Raw genomic sequence first — 18461 nt, 5'->3', positions numbered from 1 at the left:
ATGGGAGGTACTCGTATGCAATTGACTGTTAAAGAAGCGTTAGCGGTGTACCCTCTCTCGGAAGCGCGACTGGTTGCGGGTGCCGGAGGAACGTCGCGACTGATGAAGTCGGTGAACGTAATGGATGCACCGGATATCGCCGACTGGGTAAAAAGTGGAGAAATGCTGTTCACGACCGCTTTTTTGATGAAAGACAATCAGGACGAAGCAATCAAGCTCATGCGCAAACTGAATGAACGTGGATGTGCAGGTATGGGAGTCAAATTGGGGCGCTTTTGGGATGTGATCCCGCAGATGATTATCGAGGAAGCAGATCGGCTGCAATTTCCGCTGCTGGAGCTTCCTTTTGAATTTACCTTTTCGGATCAGATGAACGCACTGTTTCAGGTAGAGCATGAGCGCAGTACCAAGCTGCTGCAGTCGGTGCTGTCCAAGCAAAAGCAGCTGATGCAATTTGCGCTTCATCAGGATTCTAATGTCAATGTATTCGCTGTGATAGAAAATATTCTGAAATATCCGGTCGCTATTATCGGCTCGCGCGGACATGTACTGTATAACAGTGGCGAAGGAAGAGAAGATGGACTGCTGCAGGGCTGGCCATGGAAAGTAGCACTGACCCGGGTGAAATGGAATCAGGGCAGTTGTTACCGGGTGCCGATTATGCAGCGGGACGAGCATTATGGATTTCTGCTTGTATTTACCGATACTGCCATTCAGTTAAAAGAAGAAGAAGAATTGTTTCAGCAGGCTGCGGAAGTGCTGGCATTTCATATGGATACTACATACCGGGAACATATCAATCCAGGCATTCAGGACAAAATGCGTACACTGGTAGCTGAATATCTTGGTCGGCGCATTGTGCTGACTGATCTTGTTCAGGGTGCCGAGCGGCTGGGAGTGAATCTGTTTCCGGGGCCGTATCAGTGCGTGCTGACAACATTGGAACCACAGGCCTTTTTCTCCGAGAAGCGACTGGCACAGATTCATCAGGAGTTGCAGTATAATCCGCTGATGCAATTATTTCCATCTCAGCATTTTCGTGTAGAAGAAGGAATTCTGTCGATCTACGCCTGTCCGTCAGAGAGAGATTATGGAGAGGAATTGTCTGCCTTTCTCATGAACCGGTTCGAAGATATGGCGGGGCTGGCGAGCAGTGGAGGCAGTCCGCGCTTTTGGATCAGCAATATCAAGCTCAAGCCGGATTCTTTTCGGGAAGCTTATCAGGAAGCGACAGAGACACGCAAGCTGGCCAAGCGGTTCAGCATGGGGCATATGGCACTGCAATTCCATACAGTGGAGTTTGCCTATGTGTTCCAGCATGTGCCGGAGCAGATTATGGAGACATACTGCCACAAGGTATTGGAGCCGCTAATGATCCGGGATGGTGATCCCAATCAGGTATTGATGAATACACTGGAAGCTTTTGTAGAAAATGACGGCCTGATCAACGAAGCTGCAAGGCAGCTATATGTACATCGGAACACAGTCACTTACCGTATGGACAAAATCGGTAGCATGCTGCAGATGGACTTCAAAAAGACAAATGATTTGTTAAAACTGAAGATGGTATTTACTTTCCGCAAATTCCTAAAGCACAAATCTTCTTGAACCCAAAATTATGAGCACATAGACAGTAATGGAATGATGCCATAGATCTATCTCATTTTCCTGCCCCTATCCATAAGGAGAAATCCTTGGATAGGGGTCTTTGTTATACATGCCTATAGAAGATAATATGGCACAGATCACAAAACCGAACTATTGTGTTATGTTATATGACAAATAGAAAATAAATGAGTTGATATGTTCGATAACCTTACGTAAAATGATAAAAATATCTAATATTCCTGAATATAATAAACAAAATGAGGTTGATACTTATGAAGTCGGTAGAGCAGCCATGGAATGTTTGGACAAAGGAAGAATTTATACAGCAATTTAGCGGATTATATGAACACTCGGCCTGGGTAGCTGAGCAGGTGTGGGAGCACAAGCCATTTGCCGGCTTGCAGGAAATGCTGGATCGGATGAACGAAGTTGTTGAGGCTTCCGGTAAGGATAAGCAACTGGAATTGTTAAGACAGCATCCTGATCTGGGCAGCCGCATTCAAATGAGTGAACATTCACAATCCGAGCAGGCGGGCGCCGGACTGACCAATCTGTCAATAGATCAGTATGAACGCCTATCGCGTGGGAACAGCGAATATATAGCAACGTACTCGTTTCCTTTTATCCTGGCGGTGAAAGGCAAAACAGCTGATCAGATTTTGGCAGCGCTCGAAGCGCGGCTCGGTCAACCGGAGGATGAAGAGTTTGCCACTGCCTTGCAGCAGGTGCAGATTATTGTGGGACTGCGGCTAAGAGAATGGGCAAGTCGCCATGGTATGAGTGTATGAAAGGCAAAATAACTACACATGTACTGGATCTGGGTGAAGGCGGTCCGGCAGCAGGGATGAAAGTAGAGCTGTATGCTGAAGACCCTTCGATAGTACTCGCTGCAGGAGTAACGAATGAGGATGGGCGATTGGATGTGCCGCTGCTGTCCGAAACAGCTATGCAGGCGGGAATTTATCAATTGGTCTTTTATGCAGGTGATTATCTTCGTGATCAAGCAGAACAGAAGCAGGAGAACAAGATATTATCGCTATGGGACCAAATTCCGATTCGGTTCACAATCACAGATGAACAGGAAAGCTACCATATTCCCCTGCTGTTATCACCCGGTGGTTACAGCACTTACAGAGGTAGTTAACAGCAGAATTATTTGTACAAATGAATAGCGCGTGTGTAGAGGAAGTTCTATTCACAATATACAGCAGTTCTGCATCCACACAAAAGGGGGAAGGTTCATGCAGTCAAATACCTGGAACTGCATTATTAGAGGAGGACTTGTTGTGCTGCCGGATCGGATCCAGCAGCTGGATATTGTTATCAAAGAAGGCAAAATAGAATCGTTGATGCCACCTCATACTGCATCAGAAGACATGCCGGTAATCAGCGCAGACGGACTGCATGTACTTCCAGGTGCTGTAGATATTCATGTTCATTTCAATGAGCCGGGACTTGGTGCCTGGGAGGGGTTCGAGACCGGATCGGCAGCTATGGCGGCAGGCGGTATTACTACTTATGTAGATATGCCACTGAACGGGGTACCGCCGACAGTAAAGCCAGAATATCTGACAATGAAAAAGCAGGCGGCCGAAGGACATTCTTATGTGGATTATGCACTCTGGGGTGGCTTGGTCGCAGGGAATATCGATCAGTTGGGAGAATTGGCAGCGGGCGGTATAGCCGGATTCAAGGCTTTTATGTCAGAGCCTGGTGGAGAAGGAGAAGATATCTTCACCCGTGCAGATGATAAGGCCTTATTGGAAGGAATGAAAGAAACCGCACGGCTCGGTCAGGTACTGGCGCTGCACGCAGAAGATGAACAGCTGGTCTCCATGCTGGCGGCAGAAGCTATACAACAAGGCCGAACCGGTGCGATAGATTACGCATATTCCCGCCCGGTAGAAGCGGAGATGCTGGCGGTGAAGAAGGCGCTATCCTATGCCCGCCAGAGCGGCTGCGCGTTGCATTTTGTACATATCAGCAGCCGTGAAGCCGTCGATATGATTACAGCAGCCAAAAGAGACGGAATAGATGTAACGATAGAGACATGTCCTCATTATCTGGTACTGACAGAAGAATCCATGCTCAATCAAGGCAGTCTTGTCAAATGTGCTCCTCCTCTTCGAAGCCATCAGCACCAAGAGCAGCTGTGGGAGGCTGTACGTGAGGGCCTGATCGATATAATCGCATCAGATCACTCTCCATGCCCACCAGAGATGAAGCAGTCGGATGACTTTTTCACAGTCTGGGGTGGAATATCAGGTGGACAGAGTACACTTCTGCTAATGCTGGAGCAGGGCTACCATCAGCGGGGGATTCCGCTGACACAGCTGATGCAGATGCTGGCAGCCCGTCCGGCTGAACGGTTGGGACTAAGTCATATCAAAGGCAGAATTGCCAAAGGAATGGATGCAGATCTGGTACTGGTCAATCTGACAGATCACTATGAACTTACTCCTGCCAAATTATATGACCGCCATAAGCAAAACCCCTATATCGGCTTTCCCTTTTCTTCTACCATTATACGCACACTGGTAAGGGGATATACGGTGTATGAGGATAGACAGGGCCTTATGCCAGAATGTTCAGGCCGTTTGATCGTCCGGCAGCCGGGAGGTATCGTTCATGGTTGAGCAGACCGCAACACTACTTGAACAGTATAGTGTCAGAATGCTTGATATGCTGGAATGGCTATCCCGGTATGGAGCGGATGAGCAGGGAGGGGTAACCCGGCTGTTATACACCAGAGAATGGATAGCTGCCCAGGAAGCTTTGTGTATTTATATGAAAGAACAGGGTTTGGAGGCCTTTTATGATCAGGCAGGTAATCTCACAGGCCGATTGAAGGGTACGAATCCAGAACTACTGCCGGTAATTACGGGATCCCATATCGATACCGTGATCTGCGGCGGGAAATATGATGGAGCTTATGGAGTCGTCGCTGGTATACTCGCGCTTGCCTACCTACAGCAGGTGCATGGGTCACCGGCACGAACGATCGATGTCATCTCGCTCTGTGAAGAAGAAGGAAGTCGTTTTCCTTTGACTTACTGGGGTTCAGGCAATATAGCCGGAAATTACAGTATGAACCGGATTCCGGAAGTGAAGGATCGAGAGGGTATAACTCTCGAAGAGGCTATGTCAGAAGCCGGATTTGGTCCGGATTCGCCGTACAGGTCATGTCTGCGCAGATGGGATCGATATATTGAACTGCATATTGAACAGGGATTTGTACTGGAGCGCAGTCAGCAGCAGATTGGAGTGGTGAACGGTATCGTCGGTCAGCGGCGTATACGGGTGAGCGTAAGCGGAGAGAGCAATCATGCAGGCACCACGCCAATGGGATGGCGCCGCGATTCACTGGCAGGTGCTGCAGAGATGATTAGTTATATCCGTCGTTCGGCACTGGAAATGGGTGATCCATTGGTGGCTACCGTAGGATCGCTTCAACCTTCACCAGGGGTATCCAATGTGATCGCCGGAGAGACGGTATTCACTCTGGATATTCGTCACATTGACCGGCAAATGCTGGATGACTATACAGACAGAGTCCATCAGAAACTTCGGAAGATTGCCGGTCAGGAAGGACTTGATATGTCCTGGGAGGAACATCTGAATATCGATCCGGTATTAATGCATCCGGCGATTATCAATGATTTGCAGCGAATAGGCGAGATGGCAGGTATTAGCTACCGCCTTATGCCAAGCGGTGCCGGACATGATGCACAGGTTCTGGGCAGTCAGCGTCCAGCAGGGATGATCTTTGTACCCAGTCGGCAAGGGATCAGTCACAATCCGCTGGAATATACTGCTGCTGAAGATCTGATGCAGGGCTTCCGTATACTGACAGAATGGTTATACCAATATGCTTATCGAGGTGATCGTCATGAAACGTTATAAAGATCTTGCACCACCACCGCGTACGATTATGACACCTGGTCCTGTAGAAGTTGATCCGCGTGTGCTGCGGGCAATGTCCTACCCTATTCTGGGACAGTTTGATCCGGCTTTTACCGATCTGATGAATGAGACGATGGAGATGCTGCGTGAACTATTCGTTACCGGTAATCAATGGTGCTATCCGGTTGATGGAACTTCCCGCTCTGGTCTGGAAGCTGTGCTGGTCAGCCTGATCGAGCCGGGTGATCGCGTACTCGTACCGATCTATGGTCGATTTGGACATCTGCTTACCGAGATTGCCGAACGCTGCGGTGCAGAGGTGATCACGATTGAAGCAGAATGGGGAACTGTATTTGATCCCGAGCAGGTTATGGACGCGATTCGGCAGTATCGTCCTGGATTAGTGGCCATGGTGCATGGCGAGACATCGACAGGATGCATGCAGCCATTGCGAGAGATCGGTCATTATTGCCAGGAAATGGACGTATTGTTTGTAGTGGATGCAGTTGCTACGATTGGTGGCGTACCCGTCTATACGGATGAATGGCAGGTTGATGCTGTTATGGGTGGTACACAGAAGTGCCTGTCGGTACCGGCAGGTATGGCGCCACTCACCTATAATGACCGGGTAGAGCGCAAGCTATTGGCTCGCAAAAGTATCGAACGCGGTCTGAGCTCAGCTTCTGAATTCCAGCCGGCTGCTATATCGGGGCATAGCCGTATTGCCAGCAACTATCTGGATCTGGCCCAGCTGCAGGATTACTGGAGCCCGGCTCGGCTGAATCATCATACCGAGGCCACTTCCATGCTGTATGCTCTGCGGGAAGGGCTGCGGATTCTGCTGGAAGAAGGTCTGGAAGCTCGATTTGCCCGTCATGCGGAGAACGGAGCAGCTATTGTAGCTGGTGTACGCGGAATGGGGCTGCAGTTATTTGGTAATGATCAGGCCCGTCTGCCTGTCGTCACCTGTATTGAGATTCCGCCCGGCATTGATGGTGAGAGTGTACGCTCGATGCTGTTGGAGGATTTTGGTATCGAAATTGCCAGCTCATTCGGTCCGCTAAAAGGACGAATCTGGCGTATTGGCAGTATGGGCTACAGCAGCAGTCGCAAAAATGTACTGCATGTACTCGGAGCGCTGGAAGCGACACTGCTGCGGCATGGATTCAAGCTTCCAGCAGGCGAGGGTGTACAGGCAGCACTCGATGTCTATGCACGCAAGGAGGAAGTGACGTGCTGATGAATCTGATGCCGCGCTCACGCAAAGGAATGGTCGCTGCGCCCCATTATCTGGCCAGTCAGACCGGCGCCTATATCCTGCAATCCGGCGGCAATGCTATCGATGCAGCTGTCGCAGTCAGCGCGGTCTTGGGTGTAGTCTATCCGCATATGACCGGTCCCGGTGGGGATGCCTTTTTCCTGATTCATGACGGCAAGACGGGAGAGATTACTGCCTATAATGGCAGTGGACGTTCGGCAGCGGGTGCTATGCCGGAGTGGTATCTGGATAAGGGATACACATCGATTCCGCAGCGGGGTCCACTAGCGGCTGTAACTGTACCCGGTATGGTGGATGCCTGGGAGGCAGTCTGGCGCAGATATGGACGTCTGCCCTGGGCAGTAGTGATGGCGCCTGCTATCCGTTATGCTACGGAAGGATTCCCGGCTTCACCGAGCCTTGCTCGCTGGACTGTACGTGATCTGGAGTGGCTGCAAGCAGATCCATATCTACACCGAACTTTTCTCAAAGCAGGTCAGCCACTGGAGGAAGGAGATCTGGTCGTTCAGCCAGAGCTGGCCGACGCGCTGCAAGGGATTGCTGAGCAGGGTGGCGTCTATATGTACGCCGGTCTATTAGGACAGCAGATCGGACAAGCTGCAGAGTGTGATGGCAGCTTGCTGACTGCAGAAGACTTTGTAGCACATCAGGGGGAGTGGGTAGATCCTATTTCCACGACTTATCGGGATCACCATGTATACCAGCTGCCACCGAATACGCAGGGATTTTCACTGTTGATGATGCTCAATATGCTGGAGCAGACAGATTTGTCGACAGTCGCCCGTTTTTCACCAGAATTCTATCATTTGATGACCGAGACGATCAAAAAAGCGTTTCGTGATCGGGATCGTTATCTGACCGATCCGGGATTCCGGGATATTCCGCTGGATCGATTGCTGTCCAAATCATATGCACACAAGCTATGGAATGAAATGCAGTATCAGCCGCAGGCAGCAGATCATCTGTCGGCAGCGATGGGGCAGGATACAGCTTATGCAGCTGTAGTGGATGACGAAGGCAATGCCGTATCGTTTATCCAGAGTTTATATTTTGATTTTGGTTCCGCTTATGTACCAGGCGGACATGGGGTGATTTTGCAAAATCGGGGTTCTTTTTTCTCGCTGGATAATCGTTTGCCCAATGTACTGGAACCTCGTAAACGTACCTTTCATACGCTGATGCCCGGCATGGTCACCAAAAATGGCAAACCGTATCTTCTGCTGGGAACACAGGGTGGGGAAGGTCAACCGCAGACCCAGCTGTCTATCCTGACCGGCGTGATTGATTACAAGCTGAATATCCAGCAGGCTATTGCTCTGCCGCGCTGGCTCTACGGGCGCACATGGGGAACGCTCAGCAATACGCTCAAGATAGAGAATCGCTCGTATGAGGATATCTATTCCCGGCTGGAAGCCTATGGACATACGGTTGAGCCTGTAGGCGATTACGATGCACTCATGGGCGAGGCACAGGGTATCCATATTAGCGAGCAGGGACTATTCAGTGGTGCTGCCGATCCTCGCAGTGATGGTATGGCGATCGGAATATAAAAGAATACCTGTATACGGATCACATCTATCTTCAATCGTAAAGATATGATAAAGCAGATAACCATACTGCCGCAGACTCTATTCATAAATACCGTCGCAGCAGCTACATACCAGAGGGGGAAGCGGAATGGGAGGCATACTGATCAGACAGGCACAGATGGTAACGATGAATGAGAGAGAAGAGGTATTCGTAGGGGATTTGCTGATTGAGAACAATATCATTGTCAAAATGGGTACCCATCTCGATGATCATGCCGACCGTGAGATAGATGCGCGAGGAAAAACGCTACTCCCGGGATTTATCCAGACGCATATTCATTTGTGCCAGACGATCTTCCGGGGACGTGCAGATGATATGGAACTGATGGACTGGCTTCGCAAACGGATCTGGCCGCTGGAAGCTGCCCATGACGAAGAATCCATTTTCTATTCGGCGCTTCTCGGTATAGGCGAACTTATTTCCAGTGGGACGACGACGATCTGCGATATGGAGACGGTCAATCATACAGATTCGGCTTTTCAGGCGATGGCACAGAGCGGTCTGCGGGTAATTTCCGGCAAAGTTATGATGGATCATGGAGATGATGTACCCGAGCCGCTGCAGGAGAAAACCGAAGAGTCCTTGCAGAAAAGTGTAGACCTGCTAGAAAAATGGAATGGATTTGGTGGTGGACGCATCCAGTATGCATTCTGTCCGCGTTTTGTAGTCTCGTGTACCGAAAAGCTGCTGACCGAAGTGCGCGATCTATCCGCCCAGTATCATGTGCGAGTCCATACTCATGCTTCGGAGAACCGCGGGGAGATTGCAATGGTCGAGCAGGAACGTGGCATGCGCAATATTGTCTATCTGGATCATATCGGCCTGGCGAATCCGCGTCTCATTCTGGCACACTGTGTCTGGCTGAGTGAAGAGGAAAAGCAGATTCTGCACAAGCGTGGAGTAAAAGTGACGCATTGTCCGGGTTCCAACATGAAGCTTTCTTCCGGCGTTGCGGAAATTCCGGATCTGATGAACCGGCATATCCATGTCGGGATCGGAGCGGATGGTGCTCCATGTAATAACAATCTGGACATGTTCCAGGAAATGCGGATGACTGCGCTCATACAAAAAGTACCGCATGGACCAACAGTTATGGATGCCCGTACTGTTCTGCGTATGGCTACAATGGGCGGGGCGGAAGTACTGGGACTGTCCAAAGAAATCGGAAGTCTGGAAGTAGGCAAAAAAGCTGACCTTATACTGCTGGACCTCGAAGATTATCATACATTCCCATCGCATGATGTGGATGTCTATTCACGGGTTGTCTACTCGTCTACACGAAGCAATGTGGAGCTGGTCATTATTGATGGACAGATTGTATTGGAGAATCGACAGGTAAAAACGATCGATCGGAGTATTGTACTGCGTGAATCCGATCGTTCCATCAAACGCCTATTAAGCCGTATCGGCTGATTTTCTGTATGATATCAAGATGTATTCCAGTACAGATTCTTTTGGAGAAAAGGAGAGTCGGAGACAATGGATATGAAGGATCTGTGTGCAATCGCCCGTCGTGAACGCCAGCAGCATATTCGAACGGTTCTTGCTACGGTGGTGCATGTGGAAGGTCATGCCTATCGCAAGGAAGGAGTCTCCATGATCCTGACAGAAGATGGACGTCATTATGGAACGATCAGTCCCGGCTGTCTGGAAGAGGATTTGTGTGGACGGGTAGTATCTGCATGGAACAGTAGCACTGTGCAGATTATAGATTATGATATGCGTCCGGCAGATGATTTGTCATGGGGAGAAAATATCGGCTGCGGCGGCTGGCTGCAGATCTTGCTGGAGCCGGTACGCGGTGAGCTTGAGAATATTCTCGACATACTTGATCGGCGGCTTGAACAGGGACAAGCGGTCAGGCTGACACGTTCTTTTTCCGCCAACGGGCCACAGGTAGATTATATATTGTCATCGCCTGGCGCAGCAGGGACGGAGATTCAGTTAACCGGTTCGATGGAGGAAATGCCTTCTCCCTCTGCCGATTCCCAGCCGCTGATCCTCGCTCACGATTATGCTGCCGAATATGTACATGCAAATTTTCATCAGCAGGCAAATCATCAGTTTACGTTTATCCGTACTTATCGTCCCAAGCCTCGTCTTGTTCTGATTGGCGCTGGAGATGATAGTCAGCTGGTTAGTTCACTTGCCCAGGCAGCCGGCTTTCACGTAGTTATAGGAGATTGGCGCGGAGCACTCTGCACAACAGAACGTTTTCCGGGCGCCGTCTGTGTAACCGGATTTCCCGGAGAACTCTATACGGCGATATCTCCACAGACCGGCGATTATATTCTGTTGATGAGTCATAATTTCCCCAGAGAACGAGAATGGATTGAGCATATACAGGATTGTCCCTACACTTACCTGGGCATTATGGGCTCTTCTGAACGGACCCGCAGATTATTCGAGGGGCTGCCTCATTACCCTCATGTACATTCGCCTGTAGGGTTATCGATTGGAGCAGATGGACCGGATGAGATTGCAATCAGTATCGCTGCAGAACTGATTGCTGTCAAAAAGGACCGTAAACTATCGGTAAAGGAGGAATTATCTCATGTCTATCGCCGCACTGGTACTGGCAGCCGGTAAAAGCAGCAGAATGGGGAGAGACAAGCTCTCCCTGCCGCTTGCTGCTGTAGCCAAAGGATATACAGCGTCAGACCAAACAGCAGCTTATGGTCGGATGGAAATGCTTCAGGCTCAGCAGCCGTATTCTTATGCGGATATTGAAGACAAGAGGCCGGATAGTCATGGGAAAAGGAAAGCCGTTGTACTTAATTCTGTAACGAGTATAGGTGGACATGTACTGCAAGCTGTATATGCCGAAAAAAGACTGTCCCCTGTCGTGATTGTTCATGCGCCTCATTCTTCATTAGCCTGGCGGCAGGAAGTGCTGCAATGGTGTCAGATGAAGGCGTGGCAGCAAACAGAATGTGTTGATGCAGAGCATGGTATGGCTTATTCTATTCGCTGCGGAATGGAACAGATCAAGCCTTCTTCTGCCGAAGGGGTTATGATTCTGCTGGCCGATCAGCCTTTGATAGATGCGGCGCTGCTGGCGGATCTGATAGATAACTGGCAGCAAAGCGATTTGGCACTGGATTATATGGCGGCTTCGGATGGTCGGAATGTACAGCCGCCGGTTATTTTGGCACGACATATATGGGATAGATTGGACCAATTAACCGGCGATCAGGGAGCGAGGAAGCTAATCCGTCAACCTGATTTGCAAGGACAGATTATATCTTACGTCGAACATTATTTCTGGGATGCAGATACCCCCGATGATCTGGAGCGTATACGCGCTCATATCACACACGCCTTGGAGCTCCAATAAGCCAGGGTGTTTTTTCATTCTCTGTTGAATGTATCGGAAAGTTAGGTATATCAGGGCACTGAATATACCAGCATATAGTGTATAAATCGCTCATACATTTAAAATATATAAAGGATGTTTAGCAAATGATCACATTATGTATAGTTTTCAAAAATCGCTTTATATAAATAATAACTTCATCAAAAATAAATGTTAACTTATATTACATAAAGGTATAAACTGGGATCAGAATTGATGTATTTTCACTAGAAGATAGCTTTTTTTTGGTTTATAAACAAAATAAGGTTAGATTAATTGACGTTATATACTGGATTTATTAATATAACTGAAATTATAATCTGAACGCGGAGGTGACTTTATGAATATGTACCAACATAATTCTTCCTTGTCTACTCCGTTGGTTCCTACGGTCTGGGAGCCGTCCAGTGCAGAAGAAGCTGTTTTCCTGAAACGTCAATATGGCGCTGATGCAGCCTATATAGCTGGCAGTACGCTGCTGCGTACCCAGTGGGAAAATGGGCTACTAAGTATGCCTGAGCATATGATTCGTCTGGATACGATACCTGGATTGAGAGGCATTACAGAGCATAAGCAGCGTATTCAAATCGGAGCATTAACCTCACTGCGCGAATGCGGAAAAAATCAACTGATGCGAATTCATGGCAACACTTGTTATACAGCCTGTTGTCATATTGCTGCTCCTTCAATCCGCAATCAAGGGACGATCGGCGGCAATATTTCTTCAGCTGTAGGAGATATGATCCCTGCACTGCTCGTGCATGATGCCCGCCTGGTCTGGCTGGATCAGGCAAATCATCTAGCTCCTTATGAACAGGAGCTCATAGATTGGCTGGAGCAGGTACGATTGGGAAGACGCAGTCCGGATGCTATTCTACTCGGTATTGTACTGGATAAAGGTGAACCGGATTTCGTATCGATGCATCATGATCAGGAGGAATCTACTTTTGCTTGTAACTCCTTTTCCGAATCATCCTCATGGCGCGAAGTCAGCTTTTACCGCAAGGTCGGACGGCGTGAAGCATTTACTCCTTCACTCGTCACAGTAGCCTTTCGGGCGCTGATGAATCGGGAAGGGACACTGGTCGATGTAAAGATGGCAGCAGGTGGAGGTGCCGGTCTGGCGATGCGTCTGAGCAGATGTGAACATCTGCTGGAAGGCCAAGTCTATGATCCGCAGCAGACAGCGACACTGGCAGCGCAAGTGGAAGAAGAATGGGCAAGCTACAGTGATCCTTTTGCTTCGGAAGCTTATCGTCGGCAAACAGCAGGAAATCTGCTCGCAGCAGGATTGTGGGAGATATTATACCAGGAGATGGAGAGAGGATGACTCTATATGCTGCTGAATCGGGAAAGTAGTGGAGAACGCTGGCGCAAACGACGGGACGGTAAGGAAAAAGTAACCGGCGAACTTCGTTATCTGACAGATATGACGGCGGAAGGCATGCTGTACGGACGGGTTCTGCGCAGCAGTCATCCCCATGCGCATATCCTGTCGCTGGATACGTCGGCAGCCGAAAATTATGAAGGAGTAGTAGCTGTAATTACTCACCGGGATGTACCGGGATTGAATCGATTCGGAATTGCTGTACCGGATCAGCCAGCCTTATGTGAAGATACCGTTCGTTATATCGGCGATGCCATAGCAGCTGTAGCAGCGATTACTCCGGAAATTGCAGCCTATGCCTTATCCCTGATCCATGTGGAATACGAAGTGCTGGAGACTATTACGGATCCGCTGCGGGCCTTGGAAGATAATGCGCCACGTCTGCATCCTCAGGGCAATATACTTCACCGCACCCAGGTCAAGCATGGAGACGCAGGACATGCTCTTCAGAACTGTGCTTATGTTGTCAAAGAAGTCTACAGTACGCCTCGTCAGATGCATGCCTATATGGAGACAGAGGGCGGACTGTTTATTCCTGAACCGGATGGACGCCTCACAGTGTATGCTCCGACCCAGCATGGTTACAAGGATCGGATGCAGATTGCCCGCATTCTGGATTGGGAGGAAGAGCGAATTCGGGTTATTTCCAGTCCGATCGGGGGTTCTTTTGGCGGTAAGGACGAGTTGAATGTACAGCCCTATGGATCGCTGTTGGCTCTGAAAAGCGGTCGCCCGGTCAAAATGCATAATTCGCGCATGGAATCGGTACGTGCAGGACTTAAGCGACATCCGATGAAGATCGAGATGGAGACGGGGATGGACGAGTATGGTCGGCTACAAGCTCATCGGGTACGCATTGTCGCAGATACTGGTGCCTATGCAACGCTGGGTGCACCGGTTCTGAATTTTGCTACAGAGCATTGTATGGGACCTTATCGCTGGGAGCATATCGATATAGAAGGGGTATCCGTCTATACGAATAACGGTGTATCGGGAGAGTTCCGGGGCTTTGGCGGGAATCAGGCAATTTTTGCCATGGAAGGTCAGATGGATCGTTTGGCAGAGCAGATAGGTATGGATCCCTGGGAATTCCGTATGCTCAACCGCCGGTACCCGGATGACCCCGGTCCATTGCAACAGGAGATCTGGAGAACGAATGGACTGGAGCAGGTTATGCAGGCGCTGGCTCAATCCTCGCTCTGGCAGCGCAGGGAAGCGATATCTGTTTTATCTGTTCATGATTCCTTATCAGATGCTTCTTCTTCACCTCCTTGGATCAAGCGGGGAATCGGTGCAGCGCTGGCGATGCATGGAGCAGGACTAGGTTATGGGATCGATGATCCGGCTGGAGGACGATTATCGCTGAATGCATCCGGGCAGATTGAAGCAGCTTTCAGTTATGAGGAATTCGGCCAGGGACTAATCACGACATTGGAGATTATGCTGATCGATCTGTTTCATTGTACCGGTGAAGATATCAGCATCGTGATTGGCGATACGGACCGGGTACCTCATAGCGGTTCAAGTACCGCTTCACGTTCGACGACAATGGCATGGATGGGACTGCAGCGGCTAAAGAGTCCTTTTCTGCAGGCGATTCTTCAAAAGGCGCATGATATAACCGGTATTCCCGTTGATCAGCTGACAACGGGTGAGCAAGGAATCTGGCAGATCACTTGGGAAGATGACGCAGAAATAAGACAGAAGCGTGTAGTATCCTACAGGGAAATCGCTGCAGCAGCGCAGGGAAACGAGTTTGTGTTCGATACCAAATTCTCGTATCCGACGACTCCGGATGAGGTGGTTGGCGGACATTTTCTGTATACCTATGCAGCTGTAGCGGCGGAGGTGGAAGTTAATACGCTGAGCGGTCATGTAAGATTGCTTGATACGTATCATACGGTAGCAGCGGGACCGGTCATCAACCCTATGGGATTTATCGGACAGATCGAAGGCGGCAGTGTGATGGCACTTGGATTTACGTTGACCGAGGATGCAGTAATGGAAGAAGGACATTATATAACCCGCAATATGGATACGTATATGATTCCGGGCATTCAGGATATGCATACCTCTCTGGAAGTCGATGCGATCGAAGAGTTGCCGGATAATGATCCTTTTGGTCCCAGAGGCATTGGAGAAATCGGCTCGGTAGCCCTGGCACCAGCGATTACGGCGGCAATTCGTCAGGCAACCGGCACATGGGTGACACATCTGCCGGTATCCAGGGATCAGCTAATCCGGCGGGCAGGAGTATGGCAGCAGGAAGGAGTGAGTCCGCGATGAAGACGACAAGCATACAGTGGCAGGCAGTAATCAATGGTACAGTCCGGGAGATCGAGATCCCCCCTTCCCGGCGGCTACTGGATATTTTGCGGGAAGATCTGGATCTGACCGGAACCAAAATTTCCTGCGAGATTGGGAGATGTGGTGCCTGTATGGTATTGATTGACGGAGAACCGATGAATTCCTGTCTAATGATGGCTTATCAATGCGAAGGTACCGAGATTACGACTATCGAAGGATTACATGGTGAGACGGAAGACGCTCTTCATCCGATTCAGGAAGCATTTCTAGAGGAAGGCGGATTCCAGTGCGGATACTGTACACCAGGCATGATCATCTCGACCAAAGCGCTGCTGGACCGGCTCCCTCAGCCTGAAGAGCAGGAGATCAAAGAAGGACTGTGCGGTAATCTATGCCGATGTACCGGCTACGGGGGGATTATGCGTGCTGTCGAGAGCGCAGCAGACAAATGTGCTCAGCGCAGCTCACTTATTCCAGCGGTAGATTCCTGAGTGGAATCCGACTATTGCAGAATCAGGATATAGTCGAATAAAATAGCTATTCACAAGCGCAGCCAATCCGGAATTCCAGGTGGCTGCTGTTTGGGTTGCGCAAAATGAAATCAAAAATATAAACCGTACAGCAAAATTCACCGATAATATACAGAAGTGCTAGTCTTGATAGCAGTGACTCCTAGTGGCAAAAAATAGAACTGTAGGTTGAATTGTAATAAGCTGTCTGCACTTGAAAATAGCGTAGCGGCAGAGAATGAAATATTCCTCTCCAATCGGTCTCCGGACGAAATAGTGTTCACTGGCCCCGGTTCGTGTTATCATATAGCTTTGGCGAATAGTGACGGGATGGGATTTGCCGTAAAGGCAGGAAGCAGACATGCTGCTGTCGAATAGTACAGAACAGACTGGGTCTGCTGGATCAAATGACAGCTGCAGCCCATTTTCGGTAAGTAAACGGAAGTCTTCAACCAGACAATAGAACAGACTTGAAGACTCAAGTCTGCTTATAATAGAATGATCGCAGTTCCTGAATACGGTATAGTCAGCGGTGTCCAACCTCGATAAGGTTGGATCATCTGCTGATCAACCCGTCGGACTGCAAATACAGATTATTAGGGGTACAGCAGGATTACATGAACGGATGATTATTAGTCTGCTGCATTAGCGTTGCCTGCATGGGAACCGGCAGCCGAAAGCCGTCATTGGCGTTCTCCCTTACCCGCACAGGATAAAAGGCAACAAGGAGGGGAATCATTGGAACGCGAATATATAGATTCTATGGAACAACTGGCAGATCATTATTTCCCGTCAGGGAATTGGCATATGGTAGAAGGCAAGGGTGGAATGAACAATACAACCATGTTTATTGACCATGCTTCCCGGCGTTATGTATTGCGTCGTTATGAGACACACCGCGAACCGGATAAGGTACGTTATGAACATGAAGTATTATCGGTACTTCCAGAAGTGTTGACAGGACTGGAGATTCCTCAGCCGGTCAAAGATGCCGAAGGCAAGACCATATGCATGTCCAGCAGTGAAGTGCCGGCAGGCGAGCAGGGCAGCGGCAGACTCGCGGCTTTATTTCACTATGTGGACGGCAGCAATCCCGTTCTCGCAACCGAGGATCAGATCTATCGTTTTGGGCAGGCAGCCGGCAAGCTGTCGGCGGCTCTGGCGAAGGTACAGATTGATCTTCACCCGGTATATCCACCCTATTATCGACTGGGACAATCCTATCCGCTCTGCAGTCCGGGACGAATGGAAGCTTTTTGTGCCAATCCACCTGAGGATTTCGCCGAGATCGCCGATACATTGAACCGAATCGGAGAAGGTCTGGGTGAACAGCTCGTACGTATTACCCGGCTCGCTTCACTGCCGCATCAGCTGATTCATGGTGATCTCAATGCCTCGAATATGCTGCAATCGGAAGAGGGAGAGATTACCGCTATTCTGGATTTTGAATTTGTGACCCGTGATCTGCGAGCGATGGAGCCGGCAGTATGCTTGTCGGATATGCTGAGCAGCATGGAATGGACAGAACAGGATGAATTGCGCTGTACGGCTTTTCTCAAAGGGTATGCTTCGGTAATTACATTGACAGAAGCAGAATCGGTTAGATTGCCGCTGCTTATTTTACTGCGTCGTATTGATGTGTTTATGCATTTTTTGAGCCGTTATTTCGAAGGTGTTGATCAGGTAGATGTCGTGATCATGCAGGCGAAGCGTCTGGATGAAGGACTGAACTGGTACAAAAAAAGCGGCCCTCTGCTCAAAGCAGTCAGCCGCCGCATTTTTGGATATGATGTCTGATCCAACCCGGAGTTATTGTAGTACACAAGTGAATTCATCAAGTTGAGAATATTCGACGCAGCCAGCTACGGAATGCCCATCCGCGCTCGCTGCGTTTTTTGTATTTGGGCAGAGAACGATAGACAGCTATCCCCTCGTCAAAAGCACTGCGTGCGGCTTCGGTGCGGCCCAGAGAGCGATCCAGCATTCCCAGCATATAATAGGCACGGCAGGAAGAAGACTGGATGCTGCGGAACTGCTCCAGATAATGCAGTGCTTTTTCCTGATCGGTACCAATAGATTCGGAAGCAAGACGCAGATACGGTTCTCCATATTTAACACGGGAATTCATGGTTAATGCCTTTAAAATATGCTGTTCGCCAATGGCTTGCTGCCCGGTGTACAGCTGACAGGTCCCCAGATCATCCCAATATTCGGCGGAATCTTCATACGCATGACCGATCTGTTCCAGCCATTCGAGCGCTTCGCGATAACGCTTGCGTTCAATCAGAAGCCGAGCCAGCTCGTACCGGGAAGACATATCACTCGGACTGCCGGCAACCTGGCGTCGGAGTTGACGAATACGACTCATGCGCCGCAGCGGACGTACCAGGCTGGGCGAAATACCGACAAATCGGCGATCCAGCAGATAAACAATAAAAAGAATCACGAGCAGAGCCAAAAAAGGATTCCCCAGCAGCCACCATAAAATAGAGAATAGGAAAATTTTGCTCATAACTGGACAAC

At 49.5% G+C, this 18461-nt stretch carries 15 protein-coding genes; 14 read left to right on the top strand and 1 reads right to left on the bottom strand.

Annotated elements, in window-relative coordinates; all coding sequences use genetic code 11:
- The first annotated feature begins 15 nt into the window (after positions 1-15).
- The 14 genes from WH46_RS20360 (at position 16) to WH46_RS20295 (ending at position 17735) form a co-directional block, all read left to right on the top strand.
- A complete protein-coding gene (locus tag WH46_RS20360; RefSeq protein WP_046228078.1) occupies positions 16-1608 on the top strand; it encodes a PucR family transcriptional regulator in 1593 nt (530 codons plus the stop codon).
- 272 nt (positions 1609-1880) lie between these two features.
- Entirely contained in the window at positions 1881-2396 is a 516-nt protein-coding gene (uraD, locus tag WH46_RS20355) for a 2-oxo-4-hydroxy-4-carboxy-5-ureidoimidazoline decarboxylase (RefSeq protein WP_046228077.1), read from the top strand.
- Positions 2393-2752 (top strand): hydroxyisourate hydrolase, encoded by a 360-nt coding sequence (uraH, locus tag WH46_RS20350; protein ID WP_046228076.1) that lies wholly within the window; start codon positions 2393-2395, stop codon positions 2750-2752. Before uraD ends, uraH begins: the two co-directional genes overlap by 4 nt.
- Positions 2753-2849: 97 nt before the next feature.
- Positions 2850-4244 carry an allantoinase AllB gene (gene allB / locus WH46_RS20345; RefSeq protein ID WP_046228075.1) on the top strand — a complete coding sequence of 465 codons (1395 nt, stop codon included), beginning with the start codon at positions 2850-2852 and terminating at the stop codon, positions 4242-4244.
- Positions 4237-5511 (top strand): M20 family metallo-hydrolase, encoded by a 1275-nt coding sequence (locus WH46_RS20340; protein WP_046228074.1) that lies wholly within the window; start codon positions 4237-4239, stop codon positions 5509-5511. Before allB ends, WH46_RS20340 begins: the two co-directional genes overlap by 8 nt.
- Positions 5498-6751 carry a pyridoxal-phosphate-dependent aminotransferase family protein gene (locus WH46_RS20335; protein WP_017813599.1) on the top strand — a complete coding sequence of 418 codons (1254 nt, stop codon included), beginning with the start codon at positions 5498-5500 and terminating at the stop codon, positions 6749-6751. The genes WH46_RS20340 and WH46_RS20335 overlap by 14 nt, the downstream gene beginning before the upstream one ends.
- Complete coding sequence (gene ggt, locus WH46_RS20330) at positions 6751-8340, top strand: gamma-glutamyltransferase (RefSeq protein WP_026136217.1); 1590 nt, start codon at positions 6751-6753, stop codon at positions 8338-8340. Before WH46_RS20335 ends, ggt begins: the two co-directional genes overlap by 1 nt.
- 127 nt (positions 8341-8467) lie before the next feature.
- Positions 8468-9793 carry a 5'-deoxyadenosine deaminase gene (locus WH46_RS20325; protein ID WP_046228073.1) on the top strand — a complete coding sequence of 442 codons (1326 nt, stop codon included), beginning with the start codon at positions 8468-8470 and terminating at the stop codon, positions 9791-9793.
- A 66-nt stretch (positions 9794-9859) separates the two neighbouring features.
- Positions 9860-10969, top strand: coding sequence for an XdhC family protein (locus WH46_RS20320; RefSeq protein ID WP_046228072.1), 1110 nt, complete (start codon positions 9860-9862; stop codon positions 10967-10969).
- The gene (locus WH46_RS23575) at positions 10935-11717 is read left to right on the top strand and encodes a nucleotidyltransferase family protein (RefSeq protein WP_052714311.1); all 783 of its coding nucleotides are present in this window, start codon (positions 10935-10937) and stop codon (positions 11715-11717) included. The genes WH46_RS20320 and WH46_RS23575 overlap by 35 nt, the downstream gene beginning before the upstream one ends.
- Before the next feature lie 358 nt (positions 11718-12075).
- Positions 12076-13065: an FAD binding domain-containing protein gene (locus WH46_RS20310; RefSeq protein WP_017813604.1), complete on the top strand. Its 990-nt coding sequence runs from the start codon at positions 12076-12078 to the stop codon at positions 13063-13065.
- 6 nt (positions 13066-13071) lie between these two features.
- On the top strand, positions 13072-15408 hold the full coding sequence (gene pucD / locus WH46_RS20305) for a xanthine dehydrogenase subunit D (protein WP_017813605.1): 2337 nt from the start codon (positions 13072-13074) through the stop codon (positions 15406-15408).
- Positions 15405-15920, top strand: a complete 516-nt coding sequence (locus WH46_RS20300; protein WP_017813606.1) for a (2Fe-2S)-binding protein — start codon at positions 15405-15407, stop codon at positions 15918-15920. Before pucD ends, WH46_RS20300 begins: the two co-directional genes overlap by 4 nt.
- Positions 15921-16676: 756 nt before the next feature.
- Positions 16677-17735 carry a phosphotransferase gene (locus WH46_RS20295; RefSeq protein WP_017813607.1) on the top strand — a complete coding sequence of 353 codons (1059 nt, stop codon included), beginning with the start codon at positions 16677-16679 and terminating at the stop codon, positions 17733-17735.
- Positions 17736-17772: 37 nt separating this feature from the next.
- On the opposite strand, the gene WH46_RS20290 is transcribed toward WH46_RS20295, so the two are convergent.
- A complete protein-coding gene (locus WH46_RS20290) occupies positions 17773-18450 on the bottom strand; it encodes a tetratricopeptide repeat protein (RefSeq protein ID WP_017813608.1) in 678 nt (225 codons plus the stop codon).
- Between the last annotated feature and the right edge of the window lie 11 nt (positions 18451-18461).

It is taken from the genome of Paenibacillus dauci (assembly GCF_000971985.1).
Taxonomy (GTDB): domain Bacteria; phylum Bacillota; class Bacilli; order Paenibacillales; family Paenibacillaceae; genus Saccharibacillus; species Saccharibacillus dauci.
The sequence above is the reverse complement of the archived record's forward strand: the minus strand, read 5'-3'. Positions and strand labels throughout refer to the sequence as shown.

Excerpts from the sequence above, each read along its gene's own strand:
- uraH (WP_046228076.1), top strand. The coding sequence starts at position 2,393 with ATGAAAGGCAAAATAACTACACATGTACTGGATCTGGGTGAAGGCGGT.
- WH46_RS20310 (WP_017813604.1), top strand. The coding sequence starts at position 12,076 with ATGAATATGTACCAACATAATTCTTCCTTGTCTACTCCGTTGGTTCCT.
- allB (WP_046228075.1), top strand. The coding sequence starts at position 2,850 with ATGCAGTCAAATACCTGGAACTGCATTATTAGAGGAGGACTTGTTGTG.
- WH46_RS20360 (WP_046228078.1), top strand. The coding sequence starts at position 16 with ATGCAATTGACTGTTAAAGAAGCGTTAGCGGTGTACCCTCTCTCGGAA.
- WH46_RS20320 (WP_046228072.1), top strand. The coding sequence starts at position 9,860 with ATGGATATGAAGGATCTGTGTGCAATCGCCCGTCGTGAACGCCAGCAG.
- WH46_RS23575 (WP_052714311.1), top strand. The coding sequence starts at position 10,935 with ATGTCTATCGCCGCACTGGTACTGGCAGCCGGTAAAAGCAGCAGAATG.
- pucD (WP_017813605.1), top strand. The coding sequence starts at position 13,072 with ATGCTGCTGAATCGGGAAAGTAGTGGAGAACGCTGGCGCAAACGACGG.
- WH46_RS20325 (WP_046228073.1), top strand. The coding sequence starts at position 8,468 with ATGGGAGGCATACTGATCAGACAGGCACAGATGGTAACGATGAATGAG.
- WH46_RS20340 (WP_046228074.1), top strand. The coding sequence starts at position 4,237 with ATGGTTGAGCAGACCGCAACACTACTTGAACAGTATAGTGTCAGAATG.
- WH46_RS20335 (WP_017813599.1), top strand. The coding sequence starts at position 5,498 with ATGAAACGTTATAAAGATCTTGCACCACCACCGCGTACGATTATGACA.
- uraD (WP_046228077.1), top strand. The coding sequence starts at position 1,881 with ATGAAGTCGGTAGAGCAGCCATGGAATGTTTGGACAAAGGAAGAATTT.
- WH46_RS20300 (WP_017813606.1), top strand. The coding sequence starts at position 15,405 with ATGAAGACGACAAGCATACAGTGGCAGGCAGTAATCAATGGTACAGTC.
- WH46_RS20290 (WP_017813608.1), bottom strand. The coding sequence starts at position 18,450 with ATGAGCAAAATTTTCCTATTCTCTATTTTATGGTGGCTGCTGGGGAAT.
- ggt (WP_026136217.1), top strand. The coding sequence starts at position 6,751 with ATGAATCTGATGCCGCGCTCACGCAAAGGAATGGTCGCTGCGCCCCAT.